At 30.5% G+C, this 20,901-nt stretch carries 14 protein-coding genes; 3 read left to right on the top strand and 11 right to left on the bottom strand.

The genetic code is table 11. From position 1 onward, the window contains the following. Nucleotides 1–75: 75 nt before the first annotated feature. From thrA to thrC, 3 genes are all read left to right on the top strand, one after another. The gene (thrA, locus tag GQS58_RS06365) at nucleotides 76–2,514 is read left to right on the top strand and encodes a bifunctional aspartate kinase/homoserine dehydrogenase I (RefSeq protein ID WP_166384036.1); all 2,439 of its coding nucleotides are present in this window, start codon (nucleotides 76–78) and stop codon (nucleotides 2,512–2,514) included. A gap of 144 nt (nucleotides 2,515–2,658) precedes the next feature. Next, nucleotides 2,659–3,588: a homoserine kinase gene (locus tag GQS58_RS06360; RefSeq protein WP_166384034.1), complete on the top strand. Its 930-nt coding sequence runs from the start codon at nucleotides 2,659–2,661 to the stop codon at nucleotides 3,586–3,588. Between the two features lie 90 nt (nucleotides 3,589–3,678). Next, complete coding sequence (thrC, locus tag GQS58_RS06355) at nucleotides 3,679–4,965, top strand: threonine synthase (protein ID WP_166384032.1); 1,287 nt, start codon at nucleotides 3,679–3,681, stop codon at nucleotides 4,963–4,965. A gap of 436 nt (nucleotides 4,966–5,401) precedes the next feature. Here the strand turns inward: thrC and GQS58_RS06350 are convergent, their stop codons facing one another. The 11 genes from GQS58_RS06350 to GQS58_RS06300 form a co-directional block, all read right to left on the bottom strand. After that, on the bottom strand, nucleotides 5,402–8,017 hold the full coding sequence (locus tag GQS58_RS06350) for a metallophosphoesterase (RefSeq protein WP_166384030.1): 2,616 nt from the start codon (nucleotides 8,015–8,017) through the stop codon (nucleotides 5,402–5,404). 3 nt (nucleotides 8,018–8,020) lie between these two features. Beyond that, nucleotides 8,021–8,860, bottom strand: coding sequence for a tetratricopeptide repeat protein (locus GQS58_RS06345; RefSeq protein ID WP_166384028.1), 840 nt, complete (start codon nucleotides 8,858–8,860; stop codon nucleotides 8,021–8,023). Nucleotides 8,861–9,346: 486 nt separating this feature from the next. After that, nucleotides 9,347–10,384, bottom strand: a complete 1,038-nt coding sequence (locus GQS58_RS06340; protein ID WP_166384026.1) for a glycoside hydrolase family 43 protein — start codon at nucleotides 10,382–10,384, stop codon at nucleotides 9,347–9,349. An 11-nt stretch (nucleotides 10,385–10,395) separates the two neighbouring features. After that, a complete protein-coding gene (locus GQS58_RS06335; RefSeq protein WP_166384024.1) occupies nucleotides 10,396–11,814 on the bottom strand; it encodes an MFS transporter in 1,419 nt (472 codons plus the stop codon). Between the two features lie 12 nt (nucleotides 11,815–11,826). Beyond that, nucleotides 11,827–12,975 carry an endo-1,4-beta-xylanase gene (locus GQS58_RS06330; RefSeq protein WP_166384022.1) on the bottom strand — a complete coding sequence of 383 codons (1,149 nt, stop codon included), beginning with the start codon at nucleotides 12,973–12,975 and terminating at the stop codon, nucleotides 11,827–11,829. Nucleotides 12,976–13,203: 228 nt separating this feature from the next. Then, the gene (locus tag GQS58_RS06325; RefSeq protein WP_166384020.1) at nucleotides 13,204–14,256 is read right to left on the bottom strand and encodes an aldose epimerase family protein; all 1,053 of its coding nucleotides are present in this window, start codon (nucleotides 14,254–14,256) and stop codon (nucleotides 13,204–13,206) included. 22 nt (nucleotides 14,257–14,278) lie between these two features. Next, on the bottom strand, nucleotides 14,279–15,019 hold the full coding sequence (locus GQS58_RS06320; protein ID WP_240914570.1) for a ThuA domain-containing protein: 741 nt from the start codon (nucleotides 15,017–15,019) through the stop codon (nucleotides 14,279–14,281). Nucleotides 15,020–15,044: 25 nt separating this feature from the next. Beyond that, nucleotides 15,045–16,334, bottom strand: coding sequence for a sugar phosphate isomerase/epimerase family protein (locus tag GQS58_RS06315; RefSeq protein WP_166384016.1), 1,290 nt, complete (start codon nucleotides 16,332–16,334; stop codon nucleotides 15,045–15,047). A gap of 61 nt (nucleotides 16,335–16,395) precedes the next feature. Then, on the bottom strand, nucleotides 16,396–17,526 hold the full coding sequence (locus tag GQS58_RS06310) for an alkaline phosphatase (protein WP_166384014.1): 1,131 nt from the start codon (nucleotides 17,524–17,526) through the stop codon (nucleotides 16,396–16,398). Nucleotides 17,527–17,546: 20 nt separating this feature from the next. Further along, nucleotides 17,547–19,208: a glycoside hydrolase family 43 protein gene (locus GQS58_RS06305; protein WP_166384012.1), complete on the bottom strand. Its 1,662-nt coding sequence runs from the start codon at nucleotides 19,206–19,208 to the stop codon at nucleotides 17,547–17,549. A gap of 216 nt (nucleotides 19,209–19,424) precedes the next feature. Further along, nucleotides 19,425–20,783, bottom strand: coding sequence for an endo-1,4-beta-xylanase (locus tag GQS58_RS06300; protein ID WP_166384009.1), 1,359 nt, complete (start codon nucleotides 20,781–20,783; stop codon nucleotides 19,425–19,427). Between the last annotated feature and the right edge of the window lie 118 nt (nucleotides 20,784–20,901).

The raw sequence follows: 20,901 nt of genomic DNA, 5'->3' as shown, positions 1-20,901 counted from the left end.
CACAGGTTATATATTGTTTCGAATAAAAACGAAACAAACTCAAAAAAATTTAATTACTCAAACTATTCATTAAAAATGAAAGTATTAAAATTTGGCGGTTCATCTGTCGCAAGTTCAGAGAAAATACAAAAAGTCTTAGCTATTGTTGAGGCTGCATCTAAAAAAGAAAAAATAGCCGTAGTAGTTTCTGCTTTCGGAAAAACTACTGATAAATTATTTGCTGGTGCAAATGAAGCTTTAGAAGACATTACAACTGCTAAAGAAATTTTAGGAACCATTAAAGAAATTCATTTTGAAGTAATTGATGATTTAATTGCTAAAAATAAAAAAGAAGTTCACGAAGAGGTTACTTATCTATTTGACAGATTACTATCTATTTATGAAGGAATTTTCTTATTACAAGAATTATCTGATAAAACACTAGCCAAAGTATATAGTTTTGGAGAAAGACTTTCTTCTTATATTATTGCAAATGCAGCAAAAGAATTGTTTGATGCTACTCATAAAGAAAGTAGAGATTTAATAATTACAAACAATCAGTATTTAGATGCACAAGTAAATTTTAAAGTCACTAATAATAATATTACTTCCTTTTTTGAAGAGAACAAACATCAGGTTGTTGTTTTAGGTGGTTTTATCTCTTCGAATGTTTTTGAAGAAACAACTACATTAGGTAGAGGTGGTTCTGATTTTACTGCCTCCATTTATGCTGCCGCTTTAGATGCAAATGAATTACAAATCTGGACAGATGTTTCTGGTATGTATACTGCAAACCCTAGAGTTGTAAACCAAGCATATCCTATTTCAGAAATTTCTTATGAAGAAGCAATGGAGTTGTCTCATTTTGGAGCAAAAGTTTTATATCCACCAACAATTCAGCCTGCTTTAAGAAAAGAAATTGCTATTCGTATTAAAAATACGTTTGAACCAGAAAGTGCTGGAACATTAATCTGTAAGAACCCTAAAAACGGTAATGAAGTTAAAGGAATTTCTCATATAGAAGATATTAGCTTAATTACTTTAGAAGGTGGAGGAATGGTTGGAATTCCTGGTTTTTCTAAGCGTTTATTCGAAACACTTTCTGTTGCTAAAATAAATGTAGTTTTTATAACACAAGCTTCATCAGAGCATTCTATTTGCGTAGGGGTTTTTGAAAATGATGCTGCAAAAGCTAAAGAACTTTTAGACGATACTTTTAGCATAGAAATAGACAAGAAAAAAATTAAGCCAATTATTGTTGAAAGTAATTTGGCTATTATTGCCGTGGTTGGTGAGAGCATGAAAAACTACCAAGGTTTAAGCGGACAAATGTTTAGCGCCCTAGGAAGAAACAATGTAAATGTGAGAGCAATTGCACAAGGTTCATCAGAAAAAAACATCTCTGCAGTTATTAATAAATATGATGCAAAGAAAGCTTTAAACACGTTACATGAGCAATTCTTTGAAGAAAGAACGAAACAATTAAACTTGTTTGTAACAGGTGTTGGTAATGTTGGTGAACGTTTTCTAGCTCAAATTCATCAACAAAAAAAGTTCTTAAAAGAAAACTTAAAATTAAGTATTAATGTTATCGGAATTGCCAATTCTAGAAAAATGGCTTTCGATGATAATGGTATCGATCTAAATAATTGGAAAGAGGCTTTAGAGAATGGCGAAGCAACAACTTTAGAGAGCTTTCATAAAAAAGTTAAAGAAAGTAATCATATAAATAGTGTTTTTATAGACAACACAGCAAACCAACAAGTTTCTGAAATCTATGAAAAATATTTACGCGAAAGTATTTCTGTGGTAACATGTAACAAAATTGCGTGTGCTTCTAGTTTTGATAACTATAAAACGTTAAAACAAGTTTCTAGAAAATACAATGCTTCTTTCTTATTCGAAACAAACGTTGGGGCAGGTTTACCAATTATTGATACACTTAAAAACTTAATCAATTCTGGCGATAGAGTTCATAAAATTCAAGCTGTGTTATCTGGAAGTTTAAATTTTGTATTCAATAACTTTAATGAAAATTCAACTTTTCATGACGTTGTTGCTGCTGCTCAAAAAGAAGGGTATACAGAACCAGATCCAAAAATTGATTTAAGTGGTGTAGATGTTGCTCGTAAAATATTAATTTTAGCGAGAGAAAGTGGCTATAAGATGGAATTAGAAGACATTGCAAAAAATGCCTTTTTACCTGATGAAAGCTTAAACACAACTAATAATGATGATTTTTACGCTTCTTTAACTAAAAATGAAGCGCATTTTCAAGATATATTTAAAGAAGCAAACGATAAAGATTGTCGATTAAAATATGTAGCAGAATTTGTAGACGGAAAGGCAAATGTTGGTTTACAACACATTCCGTCAGATCATCCTTTTTATAATTTAGAAGGAAGTGATAATATTGTATTGTTCTTTACAGACAGATATCCAGAAAATCCTTTAATTATAAAAGGTGCTGGTGCCGGTGCAGATGTTACTGCTTCTGGTATTTTTGCAGATGTAATTAGAATCTCAAATAAGTAGGCAGTTTTTAGTAGGCAGTAAGCAGTCAAAAATCTGGCTGTAATCTGTTTCTGAAAATAAAAACAATTAAATAGTCTTCAATAGGTAGTTTTAAGTATCAAACTGACTGCAAACTGAAGACTGCAAACTGAAGACTTAAAAAATATGGATTATTTAAAAATATTTGCTCCTGCTACTGTTGCTAATGTTTCTTGTGGCTTTGATTCTCTAGGTTTTGCTGTTGATGCAATTGGAGATGAAATGACTTTTACAAAAACAACAGAAAAAGGTGTTAAAATAACCAATATTACAGGTGCAAACCTAACATACAATGTTGATGAAAATGCTGCAAGTGCCGTAGTTAAAAAAATACTGATTGAAGCAAATGCCGATTTCGGAATTGAATTAACTATTCACAAAGGGTTTTCTCCAGGAAGTGGATTAGGAAGTTCTGCTGCGAGTGCTGCTGGTGCTGCTTTTGGTGCAAACCAGTTATTAGGTAATATCTATTCTGATTTAGAGCTGACAAAATTTGCCATGTTTGGTGAAGAAGTTGCTTGCGGAACTCCAATTGCAGACAATGTTTCTGCAGCCATTTACGGTGGTTTTGTTTTAGTAAGAAGCTACGAACCTTTAGAAATTATAAAATTACCAGTTCCTAGCGAATTAAGAGTTGTGGCAATTCATCCGCAGGTAGAAGTAAAAACAAAAGATGCTAGAGAAGTTTTACCTAAAGAAATTGCATTGAAAGATGCCGTTACACAATGGGCAAATGTTGGTGGTTTAATTAGCGGCTTATATTCAGATAATTACGAGCTAATTAGTAATTCTTTGGTTGATATTATTGTAGAACCTCATCGTAAAAAATTAATTCCACATTTTGATGATGTTAAAAACGCAGCTATAAAAGCAGGTGCTTTAGGCGCAGGAATTAGTGGTTCTGGACCTACAATTTTCGCACTTTGTAAAGGTGATGAAATTGCAAAAGAGGTATACAAAAGCATCGAAGAGAGTTATAAAAATACAGGTATTGACTTTGAAATGTTTATTTCTAAAGTGAATCATAAAGGAATGAAAATAATAAATAGTAATTAATCGTCATTACAAAGGAAGAATAACTGAAGTAATCTCTTTCTAACAAATAGATTGCTTCGTTGCTCTCGCAATGACTAATAAACAAACAAAATGAACTATTACAGTTTACATCATAAATCACCAATATCAACTTTTAAAAATGCAGTTGTACAAGGTTTAGCAAAAGACAGAGGGATTTATTTTCCAGATAATATTCAACAACTTTCTAAAGATTTTATTGAAAATATTTCTGATTACACAAATCATGAAATTGCGTATGAGGTAATTAAACAGTTTGTAGGTGATGAAATTCCGACTGAAAAATTAAAAGAGATTGTTGCAAAAACCGTTTCTTTCGATTTTCCTTTGGTAGAAGTGGATGATAATATTGCTGCTTTAGAATTATTTCACGGCCCAACCATGGCTTTTAAAGATGTTGGTGCTAAATTTATGGCACAATGTCTAGAATATTTCAACAAAGATAGTGATGATGAAGTTACTGTTTTAGTAGCTACTTCTGGAGATACTGGTGGCGCAGTTGCCAACGGGTTTTTAGGTGCAAAGGGTGTAAATGTGGTTATTTTATATCCTTCTGGTAAAGTAAGTGATATTCAAGAAAAACAACTGACAACTCTTGGTCAGAATATTAAAGCATTAGAAGTAGATGGCGTTTTTGATGATTGTCAAGAAATGGTAAAAACTGCTTTTTTAGATGAAGAAATCACCAAAACATTAACTTCTGCAAACTCTATAAACGTTGCGCGTTGGTTACCACAAATGTTTTATTTTTTCTTTGCTTATAAAGAATTACATAAAAAACATAAAGACCTCATATTTTCTGTTCCTAGTGGAAATTTTGGTAATATTTGCGCAGGAATCATGGCACAAAAATTAGGTTTACCAATTAAACACTTTGTAGCCTCTACAAATGTAAATGATACGGTTCCTAATTATTTAGTGGATGGTGTTTACAAACCAAAACCATCTAAAGCAACTATTTCTAACGCCATGGATGTTGGTAACCCTAGTAACTTTATCAGAATACAAGAATTATTTAATAACGACTTAAAAGCTCTTAAAACTGCTTTTTCTTCATATAGTTTTTCTGATGATGAAACACGTGCAACTATGAAAGAAATTTATGCAAACTCTGGTTATGTTGCAGACCCTCATGGAGCTGTTGGTTACTTAGGGTTGAAAAAACATGGTTTAAAAGAAAATGAATTCGGTGTTTTTCTAGAAACTGCCCATCCAGTAAAGTTTTTAGATGTTGTAGAAGAAACTTTACCTGTTAAAGTTGCAATTCCTGAACAGATTAAAAAGGTAATCAACAATAAAAAAGTAGCTTACAAAGCTTCTACGTACCAAGATTTAAAAGATTTCTTAATGAAGGAATAAAAACTTTAACTTCTTAAAATTAAAAAGTCCTAACAATTAAAATTGTTAGGACTTTTTTGTTGCTTCTTTAAATTAAGCTACCAAAACATCATAAATTTATTACTTTGCTTTACTACCTAAAAAGTCTACTTCTATTTTTAGTACAATTTACTTTTACAAACTATTTAAGAGCATTAAATACCAACTTTAATCAACAGTCAACACCTATTTAGATTCATATTACCGTTTATAAATAGATACCACAGGTAGAATTCTAGATTTTAAAGTTTGTACAAAAAAATAATTTTATTTTTATTTAAGAATTGCGATAGGTATTCTACTCTAAACAACTGAAAACAAAAGAATATGAAACAAAAAAAGGTAGTGATATAAAACCACTACCTTTAAGTTATTAATATTATAGTACTATTTAAGCAAGTAACAATTTTTTGAATAATTATTCAATTACAATACTTTTAGTTAAATCTCCTTTATCTGTAATGATTTGAACGACGTATGTACCTTTAGTTAGTGTACTCAAATTAATTTTATCACGAGTAGTAGTTTTCACTAGTTCCCCCACTATATTATATATATTTACAGTCTTTAATTGCTGATTTAAAGTAACCTCTATATTTAAAATACCATTTACTGGAACAGGATATATTCTAACATCATTATCTTCTAATTTATTAACTTTTGTAGAAAGTGTTACTCCGGTTTTGTTAATTGTAAAATAATCTGATACTGAACCAGAATCATTTATAAACTTAATTGTTAAATTTTGTCCGGATCCACCATCGCTATCAATTTCTAAAATACAAGACCCTAATTCATTTAAAGAAGAATACATAGCCTCATGATCTAAATCTCCTCCAGAAATTTTACCAGCTGACCCTGTGGTAATATAAACAGCTCCTGGGTTTTGAGTATTTGTTTTCTTGTAAGCACCATCTGCGGTATCTGCTTTTCCTGATAAATTACCATTTACACCAACCGTATTTAATGTAGTACTAAAGGTATCTGAATTTCCGTAATGTTTATTTATAAAAAAAGATCTTTCATAAGAATGTGAATGACCGTTTAATACTAAATCAACTCCATTATCTTCTAAAATAGGTAAAAATTTAGTTCTCATATTTATTAATTCACTCTCATTATCAGAATCATGAGAACCTTTTGAATAAGGTGGATGATGGAATACTGCAACAATCCAATCTTGTTTGGTATCTTGCATATCTTGTTTACACCAAGCTATTTGTGTTGCGTCTTCATCTAAAGTATAAGACTCTAATACAATAAAATGGATATTTGCATAATCGAAAGAATAATAAGCCTCTGTTCCAGAAGCAATTCCACCAGATTCTGCAGCAGTAGGAAACGTAAAAATATCATAATATGGTCCTGTTTGAGAATTTGAATTAGAAGAATAACCATCGTGATTACCAAGTGTTGACCAAGAAACAGTATTTTTTAACTGTGCTTCATAAATATCGAAAAAAGCTCTTTGATATTCTACATCTAATCCATCATTATAAGCATTATCACCTAAAAACAACATCATATCTGTTTGATTAGGGTTTTTAGTAGCTGCGTTTTTAACGTAATCATAGTATCTGTCTCTTACATTTTTTTGGTTTTGATTACCTGTACCAGCATCACCTAAAACCCAAGCTCTAACAAATTGGTCTGAACCAACTTCTGGGGCTGTTTTAAAAAATAAATCACTAGACTCTGCTAAGAAAACACCTGAACTGTAGGCTATTTCGTAATAGTATTTTGTATCAGGAAGTAATCCTGTTATTTCAATTTCATGGTCACTTTTTAACGTATTGTCAGATGCTATACTGTTTAATGAACCTAAAGAAGTTCCATAATTAATAATAGTTTCTGTATCTGCACTCGTTCTATACTTTATAGTCATAGCGTTAGAACTTCCTTTTTGTAAATAAGGAGCTCTTTTTAATTCAGCTGTAATTTGTGCACTAACTTTTAATTCAAAATCGAAGCTAATATCTGAACTTGTTAAGGAAAGTTGGTGTACTTCTACCGCTATAGTATTTTTACCTTCCAACAAAGTACTTGTTATAACCTCTTCAACTTGTGTGTTTTCATAATCTGTTCTTGCAAAAGTTCCATAATCAATAGCTCCTAAAGGCAAATTATCTCTCCAAACTTCATTTCCATTTAGATATACAACCATTCCATCATCTACCAATGCAGACATTTGTACATACGTAAAAGCTGCTTGATCTTTTGTTAAATTAAACTCTTTTCTAAAGTAGGCTGTTTTTGCTATTTTGCTAATTACAGTAGCTTGATCACTTTCACCATACCCAAGCTGTGCATTACCAGAAGCCCAAGAGGCATCGTTATAGGTATTTTGTTTCCAGGTATCTCCTTCTGTATCATTGTCAGGTGCGGCGCCTAAATCAGAATATTTCCAATTAGAACCTGTAGAAATAACTTCGTCACTCAGATTTGTATTATCAGTAGAGGTTGCCAATTGCAAATTAAAACTTAAATCAGAACTGCTACTACTTACTTGATGTAATTCTCCAGATATAATATTCGTTCCCAAAACTAAAGAGTTGGTTAATGAAGCTGAAAAGCCGCCCTCATAATCTGTAATAGTTTTGGTAGCATATTCCACTGCACCAGAAGCAATGTTATCACGCCAAATTTCAGCCCCATTTAGATAAATAACAACACCGTCGTCTATATAGCCATCAATATGTAATGTAAGATCTGCTAAATTTGCTGCAGTAGCTGTAAAACTTTTTCTAAAATAGGTAGTTCTGTATTTATTAGAGCTATCTCCACCAAAACCGATAGTCGTTTGGTCTCCATCTCCATTATTTCCATACCCTAATTGAGCAGCTCCAATTGGCCACGTTGTATCATCAAATGCATTTACTTTCCAAGTGTCACCTTCTGCATCATTATCTGGTGCAGCTGGCGTTACAAGATATTTCCAATCTGCATCCATAGGAATTATGGTTGTTTTATTTTGAGCATTTGATAAGGTTGTTAAAAACAGTATCAAGAGTGTAATGTAAATTGTTTTAATCATGGTTTATTGATTTAAGTTTAATTCAAGTAAGTTAATTTGCTGTTTTAAATTTTTAATTGATGTTGTATTAATAATTTTGTCATTCAACAAAAGTATTGCTGTTTTTACTTGCTGAATTGCAATTTTAGTATCGTTAATTTTATTATTTTCAAATAAATACTTCGCTTTTTTATAATACCAAAATTCCTTTCTACTAGAGCTTAAAATAAAGTAATTGTATTGCTCTATTACTTTATCAAATTGTAACGATGCTTCTAAATACTCTAATTTTTTTAACTGTAATGAAAAAACATCTTTGCCCAATTTATTCAAGCCCAATTCTATTACCTCTATAGCTTTTGAATAGTTATTATTATTTATTGATAAAAAAACCTCACTATATTCTATAACATCTCTAGGGTTAATGTCTATTGTATTTTTAATAAAATAACTGTAGTAGGGTATTGCTTTATAATAGGCTTCAGAAAGAATTAATATTTGAGCATGTAACTTATGAATCTTTACATCGGTACTATTTTTTTCTAAATATAAGTTGGAAGATTCCAACGCCTTAGAAAATTTACCTTGGTAATAATATGTTTTGGCCTTTCTATATTGAATTAATATGTTAGAATTTCCTAGTTTTTCTGATTTTAAATAGTCTTTTATTGCTTTATTGAATTCCTCGTGTTGTTCATATAAGAAACCTCTTTCAAAATATAGTTTTTCATTTTTAGGATGCTCGGAAATTTCAGCTGTTTTTACTCTTATTCTTTTTGACAAACTACCATGTGCAGAAATAATCGATGTAGTAAATACACATACAAAACACAGTACTATTCTAAAACCATGAAGCTTTTCCATTTAAAAATAATTATTTGAAAGATTAAAATTTAACTTTGTTAAATTAGTTTTAATATAAAGTATTCAATAACAAAAACTTAGCATTAAATACTAAAATTACAGCATTATATAGATTAAACAAGTTCTAGAAAATAATTACACCCAACAGATAACTTTAGCTTCCTTAAGTTGTCTGTTGGGTGTAGTTATAAAATTAAAATATCTATATTCTTATTTATTCTAAGATTTGTACAAGTAGGCTTAGCTCATACAAAGCAATTACGCACTTATTAAAATACTTATTTTTTTTAGTTTTTAGCACATCAATATTTTACTAAAAAACACTTATCATAGTAAATTTTTAATTTTAATTCTATCATAGTATTAATTTCTAAAGTAGATAGATTTGGATACTTATTAAAATGCAAAAAAGAAAGTCGTTTAAAAATTTCTTTTTAAACGACTTTCTTTTTTAAGAAGTTTTCTTATTAAATAATCTATATTAAATTAATATAGATATGGCTCTAAAGTTTCAATACGTCCGTCTTCTAAATATTTAATTTCTGCAACTTTTACAGAACGTAAATGTGTTACTCCTTTAGATAAACTAGAGTCATGATAAAATAAATAATCTTTTCCTTCTATATTACAAACAGAGTGATGAGATGTCCAACCAACAACTGGTTCTAAAATTCTACCACCATACGTAAATGGTCCATAAGGACTATCACTAATTCCATAACAGATAAAATGAGTATCACCTGTAGAGTAGGAGAAGTAATATTTTCCGTTATGTTTATGTAACCATGCTGCTTCAAAAAATCGTCTATCATTATCACTTGCTACTAATAAATCTCCATTTTCATCAACAATTTCAATTTCTTTTGGCTTTTCATCAAATTCTAATAAATCACCAGTCATTTTTGCAATGTATGGTAATAATGCTGGCTCATCACCTTCTGGCAGAAACGCTGTTGGGCTTTCTGGTTGGCTTGCATTAAACTCTCCAGATCTCCAACGTTGTAATTGTCCACCCCAAAGACCACCAAAGTACATATAATAACTTCCATCATCATCTTTAAAAACTGCTGGATCTATAGAAAAACTACCTTTAATTGCTTCTGGTTCTGCTTTAAACGGACCCGTAGGCGATTTACTTGTAGCTACACCAATTCTAAAAATATCATCATGTGCTTTTGCTGGAAAAAACAAATAGTAAGTACCGTCTTTTTCATTTGCATCTGGTGCCCACATTTGTTGTTTTGCCCAAGGAACATCATCTACATGTAAAGCAACACCATTATCTACCGCCTTACTATCTATACTATCCATAGAGATTACATGGTAATCTTCCATAGCAAAATGACTTCCTAAGTCATCAAAAGCTTCTCCAGCATCAATATCATGAGATGGATATATATATATCTTACCATCAAAGACATGTGCAGATGGATCTGCTGTATAAATATTAGACACTAATGGTTGCGAAATGGCTTTTTTATTTAATTCATCAAAATTGATGTGTTCTATACTATTTTCTGGCATTATATTTTTTTTTAAATTGCTCTTCTTTCTTTTAATTCTTTTTCAATTTTTAATTCCATTTTTTTATCAATTTCATAAAAATATAATAGACCTACACCTATTAAAAATGGAACTGCAGCATACAAACTAATTAATAATTTTGTACCATGAATAACTGTTTCACTTTGTACTTCTAAATGAGAATCATATCCATAGGCTCCTAAAATTGATGAAACTAAAGCACTACCAATACTAATACCTCCTTTTAAACCAACCATCATTGCAGAAAAAATAATAGCAGTGGCTCTTCTGTTTGTTTTCCATTCAGAAAAATCAGCTACATCGGCAATCATCGTCCAAAGAATTGGGGTACCAATTCCGTAGAAAAACATGTGTAAAATCTGAGTAATAAATATAAGCTCTATAGATTCTGGTTGATAAAAATAAAAAGCAATGATAAATAAGGTTGAAATAAAAAGCGAAATAGCAAAAACATTTCGTTTTCCATATTTATCTGCCAAACGTTTAGAAAGAATGATTCCTATTAACCCAACTAAAATTCCAATTCCATTAAAGACTCCTAAACCAAAAGAAGTTTCATTTTCAAAAGTGGGTAAAATTGATCTATACGGATCTAAAAACAGTCTTAATTTTTCTTCATTAACAAAGTTTTCAAAATAATAAACATAAGATCCACCTTTCATTGCTAACGTAACAAAGATTAGAGTGGTAAGTACCAACATAATTACCCAAGGTTTGTTTTTAAACAAATCAGATAAATCTTCTTTTAAACTAGATTGTTGTTCTGGCTTAGGTACTACTCTTTCTTTTGTTGTAAAAAACGTAATCAATAACATTATGGTTCCTATAATTGCCAAATAGGTCATTACGGTTTCCATACCTGCAGCTTTATCTCCATTACCTGCTTTTAAAATTAAATCGTACATAAAAACTTGTACAAAAAATTGTGCTCCTAAAACACCTACAAATCGATATGCAGATAAGCTATTACGCTCTTTCATATCTCCTGTAATAACCCCACTTAAAGCAGAGTACGGTAAATTATTTGCGGAGTATAGCAATAACAGTAAAGAATAGGTAATTACAGCATAAATAACCTTTCCTTGATACTCAAAATCTGGCGTAGTAAAAGCTAATAATGCCGTTACTCCTAAGGGTATTGCAGTCCATAAAATCCATGGTCTAAATTTACCCATTTTAGTGTTTGTTCTGTCTGCCAAAGCCCCCACTATAGGATTAAAACCAAACGCAGCTATAAGACCAACCGTTAAGGTTACTAATGCGGCATCTTCTGGCTTTAGACCATAAATATCTGTATAAAAATAAGATAGATAGGTTACTAAAGTTTGAAAAACTAAATTGGCTGCTAAATCTCCAAGAGCATAACCTACTTTTTCTTTTACAGATAATTTGTGTGAAATAGTTGTCATTTTTAGGGATTATTAGTTTGCCTTATTTTTAAGCGCAATTACATTATTATATACTTTTTTTGGTTTATCATCTCTTCCAAAAAGTAATGGATAATTTGTTCTCCCTTTAATTGGCCAGTTATTTAACCAAGATTGTCCATCATTAACTCCCCAAAAAGTTACACGACTAATTTTATCTTGGTGTTTTAAGAAAAGATTAAAAATATCTTCATAACGTTTTGCTATTTTTAATTCAATGTCTTCTGTTAATCCATTTGGATAAGGATTCATTTTAGGGTCATTCTCGTATCTTTCATAGCTTTGCTCTACAGCTGCTCCGTCTAATTCCCAAGGATTTGGTAGTACAGTAATATCTAACTCTGTAAACATTACTTTTACACCCAAGTCTGAATATGCAATAATACTGTTTTCAATATCTTCTAAAGATGGCCCATCTAAACTCCAATGTGCTTGCATACCTACACCATCAACTTTAATTCCTTTTGCTTGTAAGTTTTTTACAACTCTAATAACTCCTTCTCTTTTTGCTGGTTTCCAAAGGTTATAATCATTGTAAACTAAATCTGCATCTGGTGCTGCTTCTTCTGCAAGTTTAAAAGCCAATTCTATATAGCTTTCTCCACCAAAAATTTTATAAAACATAGACTCTCTTGGAGACCCATCTTCATTTAAAGCTTCATTAACAACATCCCAAGAATCAATTTTCCCTTTATATCTACCTGCAATTGTATTAATATGTTTGGTAATACTATTTACTAAAGTATCTTTATTTGTAATTTCATGTACCCAAGGTGCCAATTGACTATGCCAAAGTAAGGTATGCCCTACAACATGCATGTTATTTTTATTCCCGAAAGCAACATAAGCATCTGATACTTCAAAATTAAAAGTGTCTTTTTGAGGATGAATTTGCTCCCATTTTAAATCGTTCTCTGGTGTAATAGCATTAAACTCATTAGTTATTAAAGCTGTTTGACCTGCATCTACTTCTTTAATTTGACCTGTATTAAGTGCTGTTCCTATTAAAAAGTCTTCTTTAAAACTATCTTTTAAAGAGGTCTTGTTTTGAGGTGTTTCACTAACAGTTTCTTTTTTTGCTTCTTTACAGCTTAAAAGGCAAATTGAGAGTAAGAGTAAAGTTGTATTAATTTTATTAAACATATCTAAATTGTATTTATTTGTGAATTTCTAAGGATGTCACTCTGCTATTAAGTGAGTTTTTTAAAGCTAAATTAACCAACAAATAGTTTAAAAAAAAAACGACTTGTTATAGGATTAAAATTAACTGTAATATGTAGATTACTGTAAAACAAATACTGCTTTTAGTAGAACAATTCTTGCATTACAATAACTAATTTATGTTTTAAAAGTATTACTAAATTCTAGCAATCACTTATAAACACTAAACTTATAAATAGTTCTTGAAAAATACTTTTCTTCTGGTAATAATAAAGTTGATGGAAAATTGCTTTGATTAGGACTATTTGGAAAATGTTGCGTCTCTAAACAAAACGCGGCTCTTTTTTGATATAAAATATCGTTTTTGCCTTCTAAATTATTTAGGTGATTCCCCGAATAAAATTGTACTCCGGGTTCGGTCGTATACACCTCTAAACTTCTTCCAGAATTTTCATCAATTGCCTTTGCTACAAAACCTGAATTCACATCATCTAAAACAAAATTATGATCAAAACCACTGCCTAATTCTATTTGTTGATGTTCTTTATCAACAACGTGTTCTAACTTTTTTAATTTTTTAAAATCGAAAGGAGAATTGGTAACATCCTCTAAAACTCCTACAGGAACCATTTTATCATTTACCGGTAAATAATGAGTTGCATTTATTTGAAATAAATGATTCTCTATTGATTTATTAAAATTACCCGATAAATTAAAATAAGAATGATTTGTTAAGTTTATAACGGTTTTTGCATCTGAAACTGCAGAATATTCTATTTGCAATTCATTGTATTCTGTTAACGTATACACTACTTTTACTTCTAAGTTACCAGGAAAACCCTGGTCTAAATGTTTAGAAAAGTGAGTTAACTCTAAACTAGATGCTGATATTTGTGTTGCCTGCCAAACAATTGTATGAAAACCTTTATTACCACCATGTAATTGATTTTCTACTTCATTTTTAGGTAACAAAAACTCATTATTATCTATACTAAATTTACCGTCTGCAATTCTATTACCATATCGGCCAATAATAGCTCCAAAAAAATGATCTGGCTTTTCTAAATACTCTTTTGCCGTGTCATAGCCTAAAACAACATCTTTAAAAAGGCCCTCTTTATCTGGAGTAAATAAATTTACAACCCTACCACCATAGTTGGTAATCTGACTAACAATTCCATTTTTATTTTTTAAGGTAAATAATTTAATTCCCTGTTTCTCAAAGCCTTTAGAAAACTGATTAGCATCTATTAATTTTATCATTTTAATATAGTCTTACTTATTGTTAATTCTTTTTTAAAACCCAGTATATGCCTCCAAAAATGTGATTTAAGAAATTTTTATCTTTAAACGATTCTGGTCTATGTCCCAAAGCAGTATAAAAAGATTTCCCACCATCATACTCTTGACACCATGCAATAGGGTGTTTCTCTCCCATACCTTTTAACGGAATGTCATCATAACCTGCAGTAAAATCATAAGAAGCTTCATCAACAGTTAATAGAATATTTAGTTTCTCTAAATTCATGTTTTTAAAGTTATACCATTCATCACTGCGAAGCCATTTATTTGGTAGATGCCATGTTACCGGAGAATCATTATTCTCAACTTTTACTATTGCGGCTTGTAATTTTGGGTGATCTATAAATTTTGCTCCAACAAGACCATCAAACCAGGCATTATCCTTTTCACCATCTGATGTTGTGTGTATACCTACAAAACCTCCTCCTCGTTTCATAAATACTTTTAAAGCATCCATATGTTTTGGAGTTAAAAAATTTGCATTGGCGTTCATAAATATGACTACATCATATTCTGGTAATTTATCAATAAGATCATCTGGTCTTTGTGTCCAATCAAACTTAAACTGATTTTCTGCGGCCATTTCTTCAAAAGCCTCAACAGCAACTGGTATGCTATTGTAATGCCAAGTATCATGTTGCGTAAACAACAAAACACTAAACTGGTCTTGCCCATTAGTTTTAATCATTGTAAAGAAAAATATAGTTAATAAAAGGTATTTCATTTTAAAAAATTTCATAATTAAACGTTTATTTTAATAATTCATAATACAGATATTCCCATGCTAAACCAACACTTGTAATGGCTGGATAAGCGTAATCTTCTACTTCTCCAATAACATATTTTAAACCTGCTTTTTCTGCTGATAAAAAAATCTTATTAAAGTCTATTTTACCACTTTGCCCTAATTCTTTATAATCTTTTACATGCCAACTTATAAATCGTTTTGGATATTTTTCAAAATAATCTACAGGATTAACACCTGCAACATCCATCCAATACAAATCAGATTGAAAACTTACATATTTTGGATTGGTATTCTCTAAAAAGTACTCATAAATTATTTTTCCTTCTACCTCTAAAAACTCGTCTTTATGATTGTGAAATAGAAATTTTAACCCTGCTTTTTCACAAAGCTTCCCTACTAAATTATAATAATCAGTATATACCTTTAACTCTGATAAAGATTTGATGTTTTTTAGATTGTTATTTGAAGTTGATAAATAAGCGACACCTGCATTTTTATGATCTAAGATTGTTTTACTCCACCACTTCTCTATTTCTTTTTCACTTTTATTAATTGGATTATAAAAAGTCATAGAACCTAAAAAACGCATGCCATTTTTTTCTACTACATCTCTAAATTCTTTTGGAGAATAACCATAAAATTTACCTTCTTTATACACAAAGGTCTCTATATAACTATACCCCATTCTCCCTAATTGTTTCAGCGTATTTTCTGGGTTTTTATCCATTAAATCCTTTACTGAAACTAACTGAATACCAATATTTTTATCTTTTGGATTTTTCTTGATATATTTTATCTTCCAAAGTTCTTTACCTGCAGAGTCTGTGCCCTTTAAAACTACTTCTGAACTACTTAAAAAATTAAATTTTACGGTAGAAATATGTTCTCCATTTAAATTCTCATCTTTCATAATCCAAAGGTTATTTTCATAAAAAGCTCCTTTGCCTATAAAGCATTCGTTTTTATCATTAATACCTTTTGCTATAATTTTATCAGTTACAACATCATAAGAAATGAGTTCTACCAAAGTAGTTTTCCATTCATTTTTTTTACTTTCAAAAACTTCTACTTGTAAACCATTTGTAAAACCAATTGTAGGTTTTACAGTCATTTTAACCTTAGGGTTTTCACTTAAATTATCATCATTAATATTTTCTGCACCATACCAAGTACCCATATATTTTGATAATTCTTGTAACTGATTTTCTGATTTATCCTGTGCATTTACAAAGAGGCTTTGAGAAATAAAAATGCTTAAAAGAAGAAAATGTACTATTTTAGAATGTAACATTATTTTGAGTTTTATAATCTATACTAATTGCTATAGCCTTTAATATTTGAATAAAAAGAAGCTATTTATTCTTCCAATTTGTTAATTCAAATATTTTGTGAAAAATAGCTGTATTTTCATAGATTCCAGTAAATGCTTCAGAACCTGGACCAAAAGCAAACACCGGAATTAAAGTAGCAGAATGCCCTTTGGTTGAAAACGTTCCTGTAATTTCCTTATAATCGTCATAAGTGGTACCATCTTCTTTTTTCTTTGGCGTAGAAGCTAACGTAAACCCTCCGGTTTCATGATCTGCAGTTACAATAACCAAAGTATTACCATCTTTCTCTGCAAAATCTAGCGCTTTACCTACAGCGTCATCAAAATCAATCAATTCAGACACCAAATAATCAGCATCATTAGAATGGCCGCCCCAATCTACTTGCGAACCTTCTATCATCATAAAAAAACCAGCTTTAGCAGCATCTTTATTCAAAAATTCTATTCCTAATTCTGTTGCTTTAGGTAAAAAATCTCCACGTCCTTTTGCTGCTGCACTCATGTGTTCTTTAGCTAATAAGTAAGCCATTTTAGAATGCTTTTTAATTTCAGAAAAACTACCCAAAGCAGTAGTATCTACTTCAAAACCATTTACTTTTAACTCTGCTAATAAATTTTCTCCATCTTTTCTTTTATTAAGAAATTTTATACCTCCACCAGCAAAAAAGTCTACATCAGAAGTAACTAAATCTAAAGAAATATCTTCATATTGACTTCTATGTAAAACATGCGAATAAAAACTTGCCGGAGTTGCATGTTGTATTGACGAGGTAGAAATTAATCCGGTTTTAACATTTTGTAGTGATAAAATTTCTACCAAAGTTTTTAGCTTCGTAGAGTCTACAGCAACACCAATAGCACCATTGTAAGTCTTTTCTCCTGTAGAAAAAGCGGTTGCTCCTGCAGCAGAATCTGTAACATCTTCTGTTGCAGAAGAGGTTTTAATAAGCCCTATTGACTTAAACCTTGCGTAATTGGGTTTGGTTTTTTTATAATAAAATGCCGATGATACTTGAGACAAGCCAGTACCGTCTGCAATTAAAAGAATAACATTTTTAGCCTTTGGTGGCTTAACCTCTTCTTTAATAGCTATGGATTTACAGGAAATTAAAGTTACTAAAAGGGCTATAAAAATACTATATCTATACTTCATGAATTCTATTTTTATTGTTATTAATTTATATTCTTATTTTTAAACCAGTGATAAACTGCATTGTTTGTACTTTTTTTTGCTGATGAAGTTGTATACATTCCGTAAATTGTACCTACAAAACCACCTGCTTTTTTGGTGCTTAAAAAAGTAGCATCAACATTTTCATTTAGAACTTGCCAATCTGTATTGTTTATGGAGTAGTAAAAATTATAATAGATTCCTTTTGCTTCTATCTTAAAAGAAATTTTATCACTCTCTTTTATTGCTTTAAAAGTAATTTCTTCTGTTCCGTTTTCTGTTGATTTTAGTAACTGAACCACTGGTTTATTACCTTTTAAACTCTTACAGACATAGTAATAATGTTTTTCATTTTGAAAGGCAATTAAACCCGCTTTTTCATTTTCTGCAACTGCTTTAAAAGATAAATTTGTGGTTACCTCACCAAATAAATGTTTTTGTCTATACCCAATAAAACTTGGGTTTGATGTACCTGAGGTGGTTTCTAAACGTGTATTTATAGTTAATTCTCCGTTTAAAAGTGAATACCATTTTTCTTTTGGTGTTCTTAAAAAAAGCCAGTCGAAAGCTAAAGTATCTGTCTTAAATTCATCTATAAAATCTGCATTAACAGACGGTACATTTGTAAGAGGTTTCTGTAATGTTATTTGATAATGATCTTTTACAGCATCTCCTTCTAAATCAAAAACAGGCCAATCATTTTTCCATTTTACAGGTGCCATAAAAGTTTCTCTACCTGTGTTAAAGTGGTTATCACCATCATAAGGTCTACATCCTAAAAAAACGCCCCACCAATTCCCTAAATTGTCTTCTATAATATCTGCATGCCCTGTTGATGTAATTGGGTTTTCTCTAGTATCACTTAAATTTCTTTGAGTTAAAATTGGGTTATTTTCATAACTTTTATAAGGACCTAAAACATTTTTACTTCTAAAAACAACTTCAGAATGCTCTTCTGCGGTACCACCTTCTGCAGCCATTAAATAGTAAAACCCGTTTCTATTATAAATATGCGGACCTTCTATCCAAATTGGTTTGTCTTCTGGTTTTGCTCCTTTATTTATAATTATTTTAGCTTCACCAACTGTTTTTAGGTTCTTAACATCTAATTCTATAATTTTAATAGTTCTGTGTCCGTCATATTCTGGTAAATTATTAGGAGGAGTGCTATTAAAAATAACATACGTTTTATCATCTTTATCAAAAAACAGTGCAGGATCTATACCTTCTACTTCTGGTAACCAAGTTGCGTTAGACCAAGGTCCTGCAGGGTTAGTAGCAGAAATAATAAAATTATTATTACCACCAACAATTGTGTTAATAATATAAAACACACCATTATGATGAGAAATTGCAGGTGCAAAAACTCCTTGAGAAACCTCTAAACCTTCTAAATCTAACTGTTCTGGTCTGTCTAAAGCATTTCCTATTTGTTTCCAGTTTACTAAATCATCACTTTTAAAAACAGGAATTCCCGGAAAATAAGCAAAAGTTGAATTTATTAGATAATAACTATCCCCTACTTTACAAATACTTGGGTCTGGATAAAACCCTTTTAAAACAGGATTTGTAAATGTGGTTGCTATAACTTTACTTATTACTTTTTTATCTGAACAACTTAGAATAAACGTACTGATAAATACTACTATAAAAAATTTCTTCATAACTTATTTTTTTTTATTTCTTCCTTCTGTACCCCACTATTACAAGAATGTAATAAAGAAACTGTTGTAATTATAAATATTGAATTGAAACATATACTGCAATTCATAATAAGTTATTTAAACTATTAACTGATTCTTTATTCTAAAAAAAAATCAGTTAAACTTCGTTGAAAAGTTTAACTGATTCTGTATTATTACACCTAACAAATAACTTATTTATTGCAACCCTTCTAAAAAACCATCGTAAGCAGGCTTTTTACTGTAATCTTCATTAAACATTAGTGGCCAGTCTATATGACCCCAAAAATCTGTTAGCCAAGTTTCATTATCTCTTACCCCCCATACTGTTAATGCATATTTATTTGCTAACGGTATTGAATTATAAATTTTTACAACTTCTGTAAATTTTGCTTTTTGAAGACCAGCTCTTTCTGATGTTAAACTAGTTTGATCATTATCTGGATTTGCTCTAACATCTAATTCTGCAAAATGTAGTTTTAATCCTCTAGAAACAGTACCATCTGCAACTGCTTGAATATTTGCCTTTGATGGAAAATTATAATTAATATGCATTTGAGCACCAACACCATCTATTAAATCTCCTAAACTATCTACAATTTTAAACATTGCTGCTCTTTTCCCTGTACTAGATGCCATGTTATAGTCATTGTAAAACAACAAACAATCTGGATCTGCATCTCTTGCCCATTGATAACATTTTTTAATATAATCGTCTCCCATTTTTTGTTTAAAAACAGAATTTCTTAAAGGGTTTCCACTACCATCCTCAATAGCCTCATTTACAACATCCCAAGAAGCTACTTTACCTTTATATCTTGTTACCGTTGTTGTAATATAATTTTTAACCATTGTCTCAAACTCTGCATCTGTTCCAGAAAAGTTTTTAACCCAATCTGGTGTTGCATTGTGCCATATTAAAGCATGGCCATGTACATTAATTCCATTAGCTACTCCAAAATTTACAATAGCATCTGCAGCTGCAAAATCGAAAGTACCTTGTGATGGATGCATTCTATCCATTTTCATTTCATACTCTGAAGTAATACTTGAAAAATGTGTTTTTAAAATTTCTGAATCTATACCAACACTATTTACTTTTGAAGCTCTTGTTATATTACCAACTAAAAAGGTGGTTGATACATCTTTTAAAACTCCTGCATTAGATGTAACGCAAATTCCATTAGGACATATTCCTCCTGCACTATTAGCAACAACTACTGTTTGAACATCTTGTGTTACACCTGCTTCATTAGTCACTTTTAATGTAACGCTAAAAGTTCCATCAACATCAAACCTAACTTCTTCAATTCCTGGTTGATCTAATACAAAACCATTTCCTTGACCATAATCCCATTCGCTTGTAAACTCTCCAGTTCCAACAGTTTTATTGTCTAACAAAAGTACGTTTTGGTCTGTTGGAGATATTGTCATCTCAAAAGCAGCCCTAACTTTTGCTGGTGGTATTATTATTGGTCCATCACTTTCTTCTGATCCTCCACAAGAAATAAGTACTGTTACCAAAAATAAAAAGCTTAAAATTTTAGTGATTTTCATATTTAAATATAATTTATAATAATGTTTTTTTTATCGAACATATAAAAATACAAATAACATCTTGTTTTAAACATAAAAAATGATGCATTTTCTAAAAAAAACACATCATTTTTGATAT

It is taken from the genome of Polaribacter sp. 11A2H (genome assembly GCF_011379025.1).
Taxonomy (GTDB): Bacteria; Bacteroidota; Bacteroidia; order Flavobacteriales; family Flavobacteriaceae; genus Polaribacter.
The sequence above is the reverse complement of the archived record's forward strand: the minus strand, read 5'-3'. Positions and strand labels throughout refer to the sequence as shown.

Coding starts and splice junctions, on each gene's coding strand:
- GQS58_RS06360 (WP_166384034.1), top strand. CDS start 2,659: ATGGATTATTTAAAAATATTTGCTCCTGCTACTGTTGCTAATGTTTCT.
- GQS58_RS06305 (WP_166384012.1), bottom strand. CDS start 19,208: ATGAAGAAATTTTTTATAGTAGTATTTATCAGTACGTTTATTCTAAGT.
- GQS58_RS06300 (WP_166384009.1), bottom strand. CDS start 20,783: ATGAAAATCACTAAAATTTTAAGCTTTTTATTTTTGGTAACAGTACTT.
- GQS58_RS06315 (WP_166384016.1), bottom strand. CDS start 16,334: ATGTTACATTCTAAAATAGTACATTTTCTTCTTTTAAGCATTTTTATT.
- GQS58_RS06350 (WP_166384030.1), bottom strand. CDS start 8,017: ATGATTAAAACAATTTACATTACACTCTTGATACTGTTTTTAACAACC.
- GQS58_RS06345 (WP_166384028.1), bottom strand. CDS start 8,860: ATGGAAAAGCTTCATGGTTTTAGAATAGTACTGTGTTTTGTATGTGTA.
- GQS58_RS06320 (WP_240914570.1), bottom strand. CDS start 15,019: ATGAAATACCTTTTATTAACTATATTTTTCTTTACAATGATTAAAACT.
- thrA (WP_166384036.1), top strand. CDS start 76: ATGAAAGTATTAAAATTTGGCGGTTCATCTGTCGCAAGTTCAGAGAAA.
- GQS58_RS06330 (WP_166384022.1), bottom strand. CDS start 12,975: ATGTTTAATAAAATTAATACAACTTTACTCTTACTCTCAATTTGCCTT.
- GQS58_RS06310 (WP_166384014.1), bottom strand. CDS start 17,526: ATGAAGTATAGATATAGTATTTTTATAGCCCTTTTAGTAACTTTAATT.
- GQS58_RS06340 (WP_166384026.1), bottom strand. CDS start 10,384: ATGCCAGAAAATAGTATAGAACACATCAATTTTGATGAATTAAATAAA.
- GQS58_RS06335 (WP_166384024.1), bottom strand. CDS start 11,814: ATGACAACTATTTCACACAAATTATCTGTAAAAGAAAAAGTAGGTTAT.
- GQS58_RS06325 (WP_166384020.1), bottom strand. CDS start 14,256: ATGATAAAATTAATAGATGCTAATCAGTTTTCTAAAGGCTTTGAGAAA.
- thrC (WP_166384032.1), top strand. CDS start 3,679: ATGAACTATTACAGTTTACATCATAAATCACCAATATCAACTTTTAAA.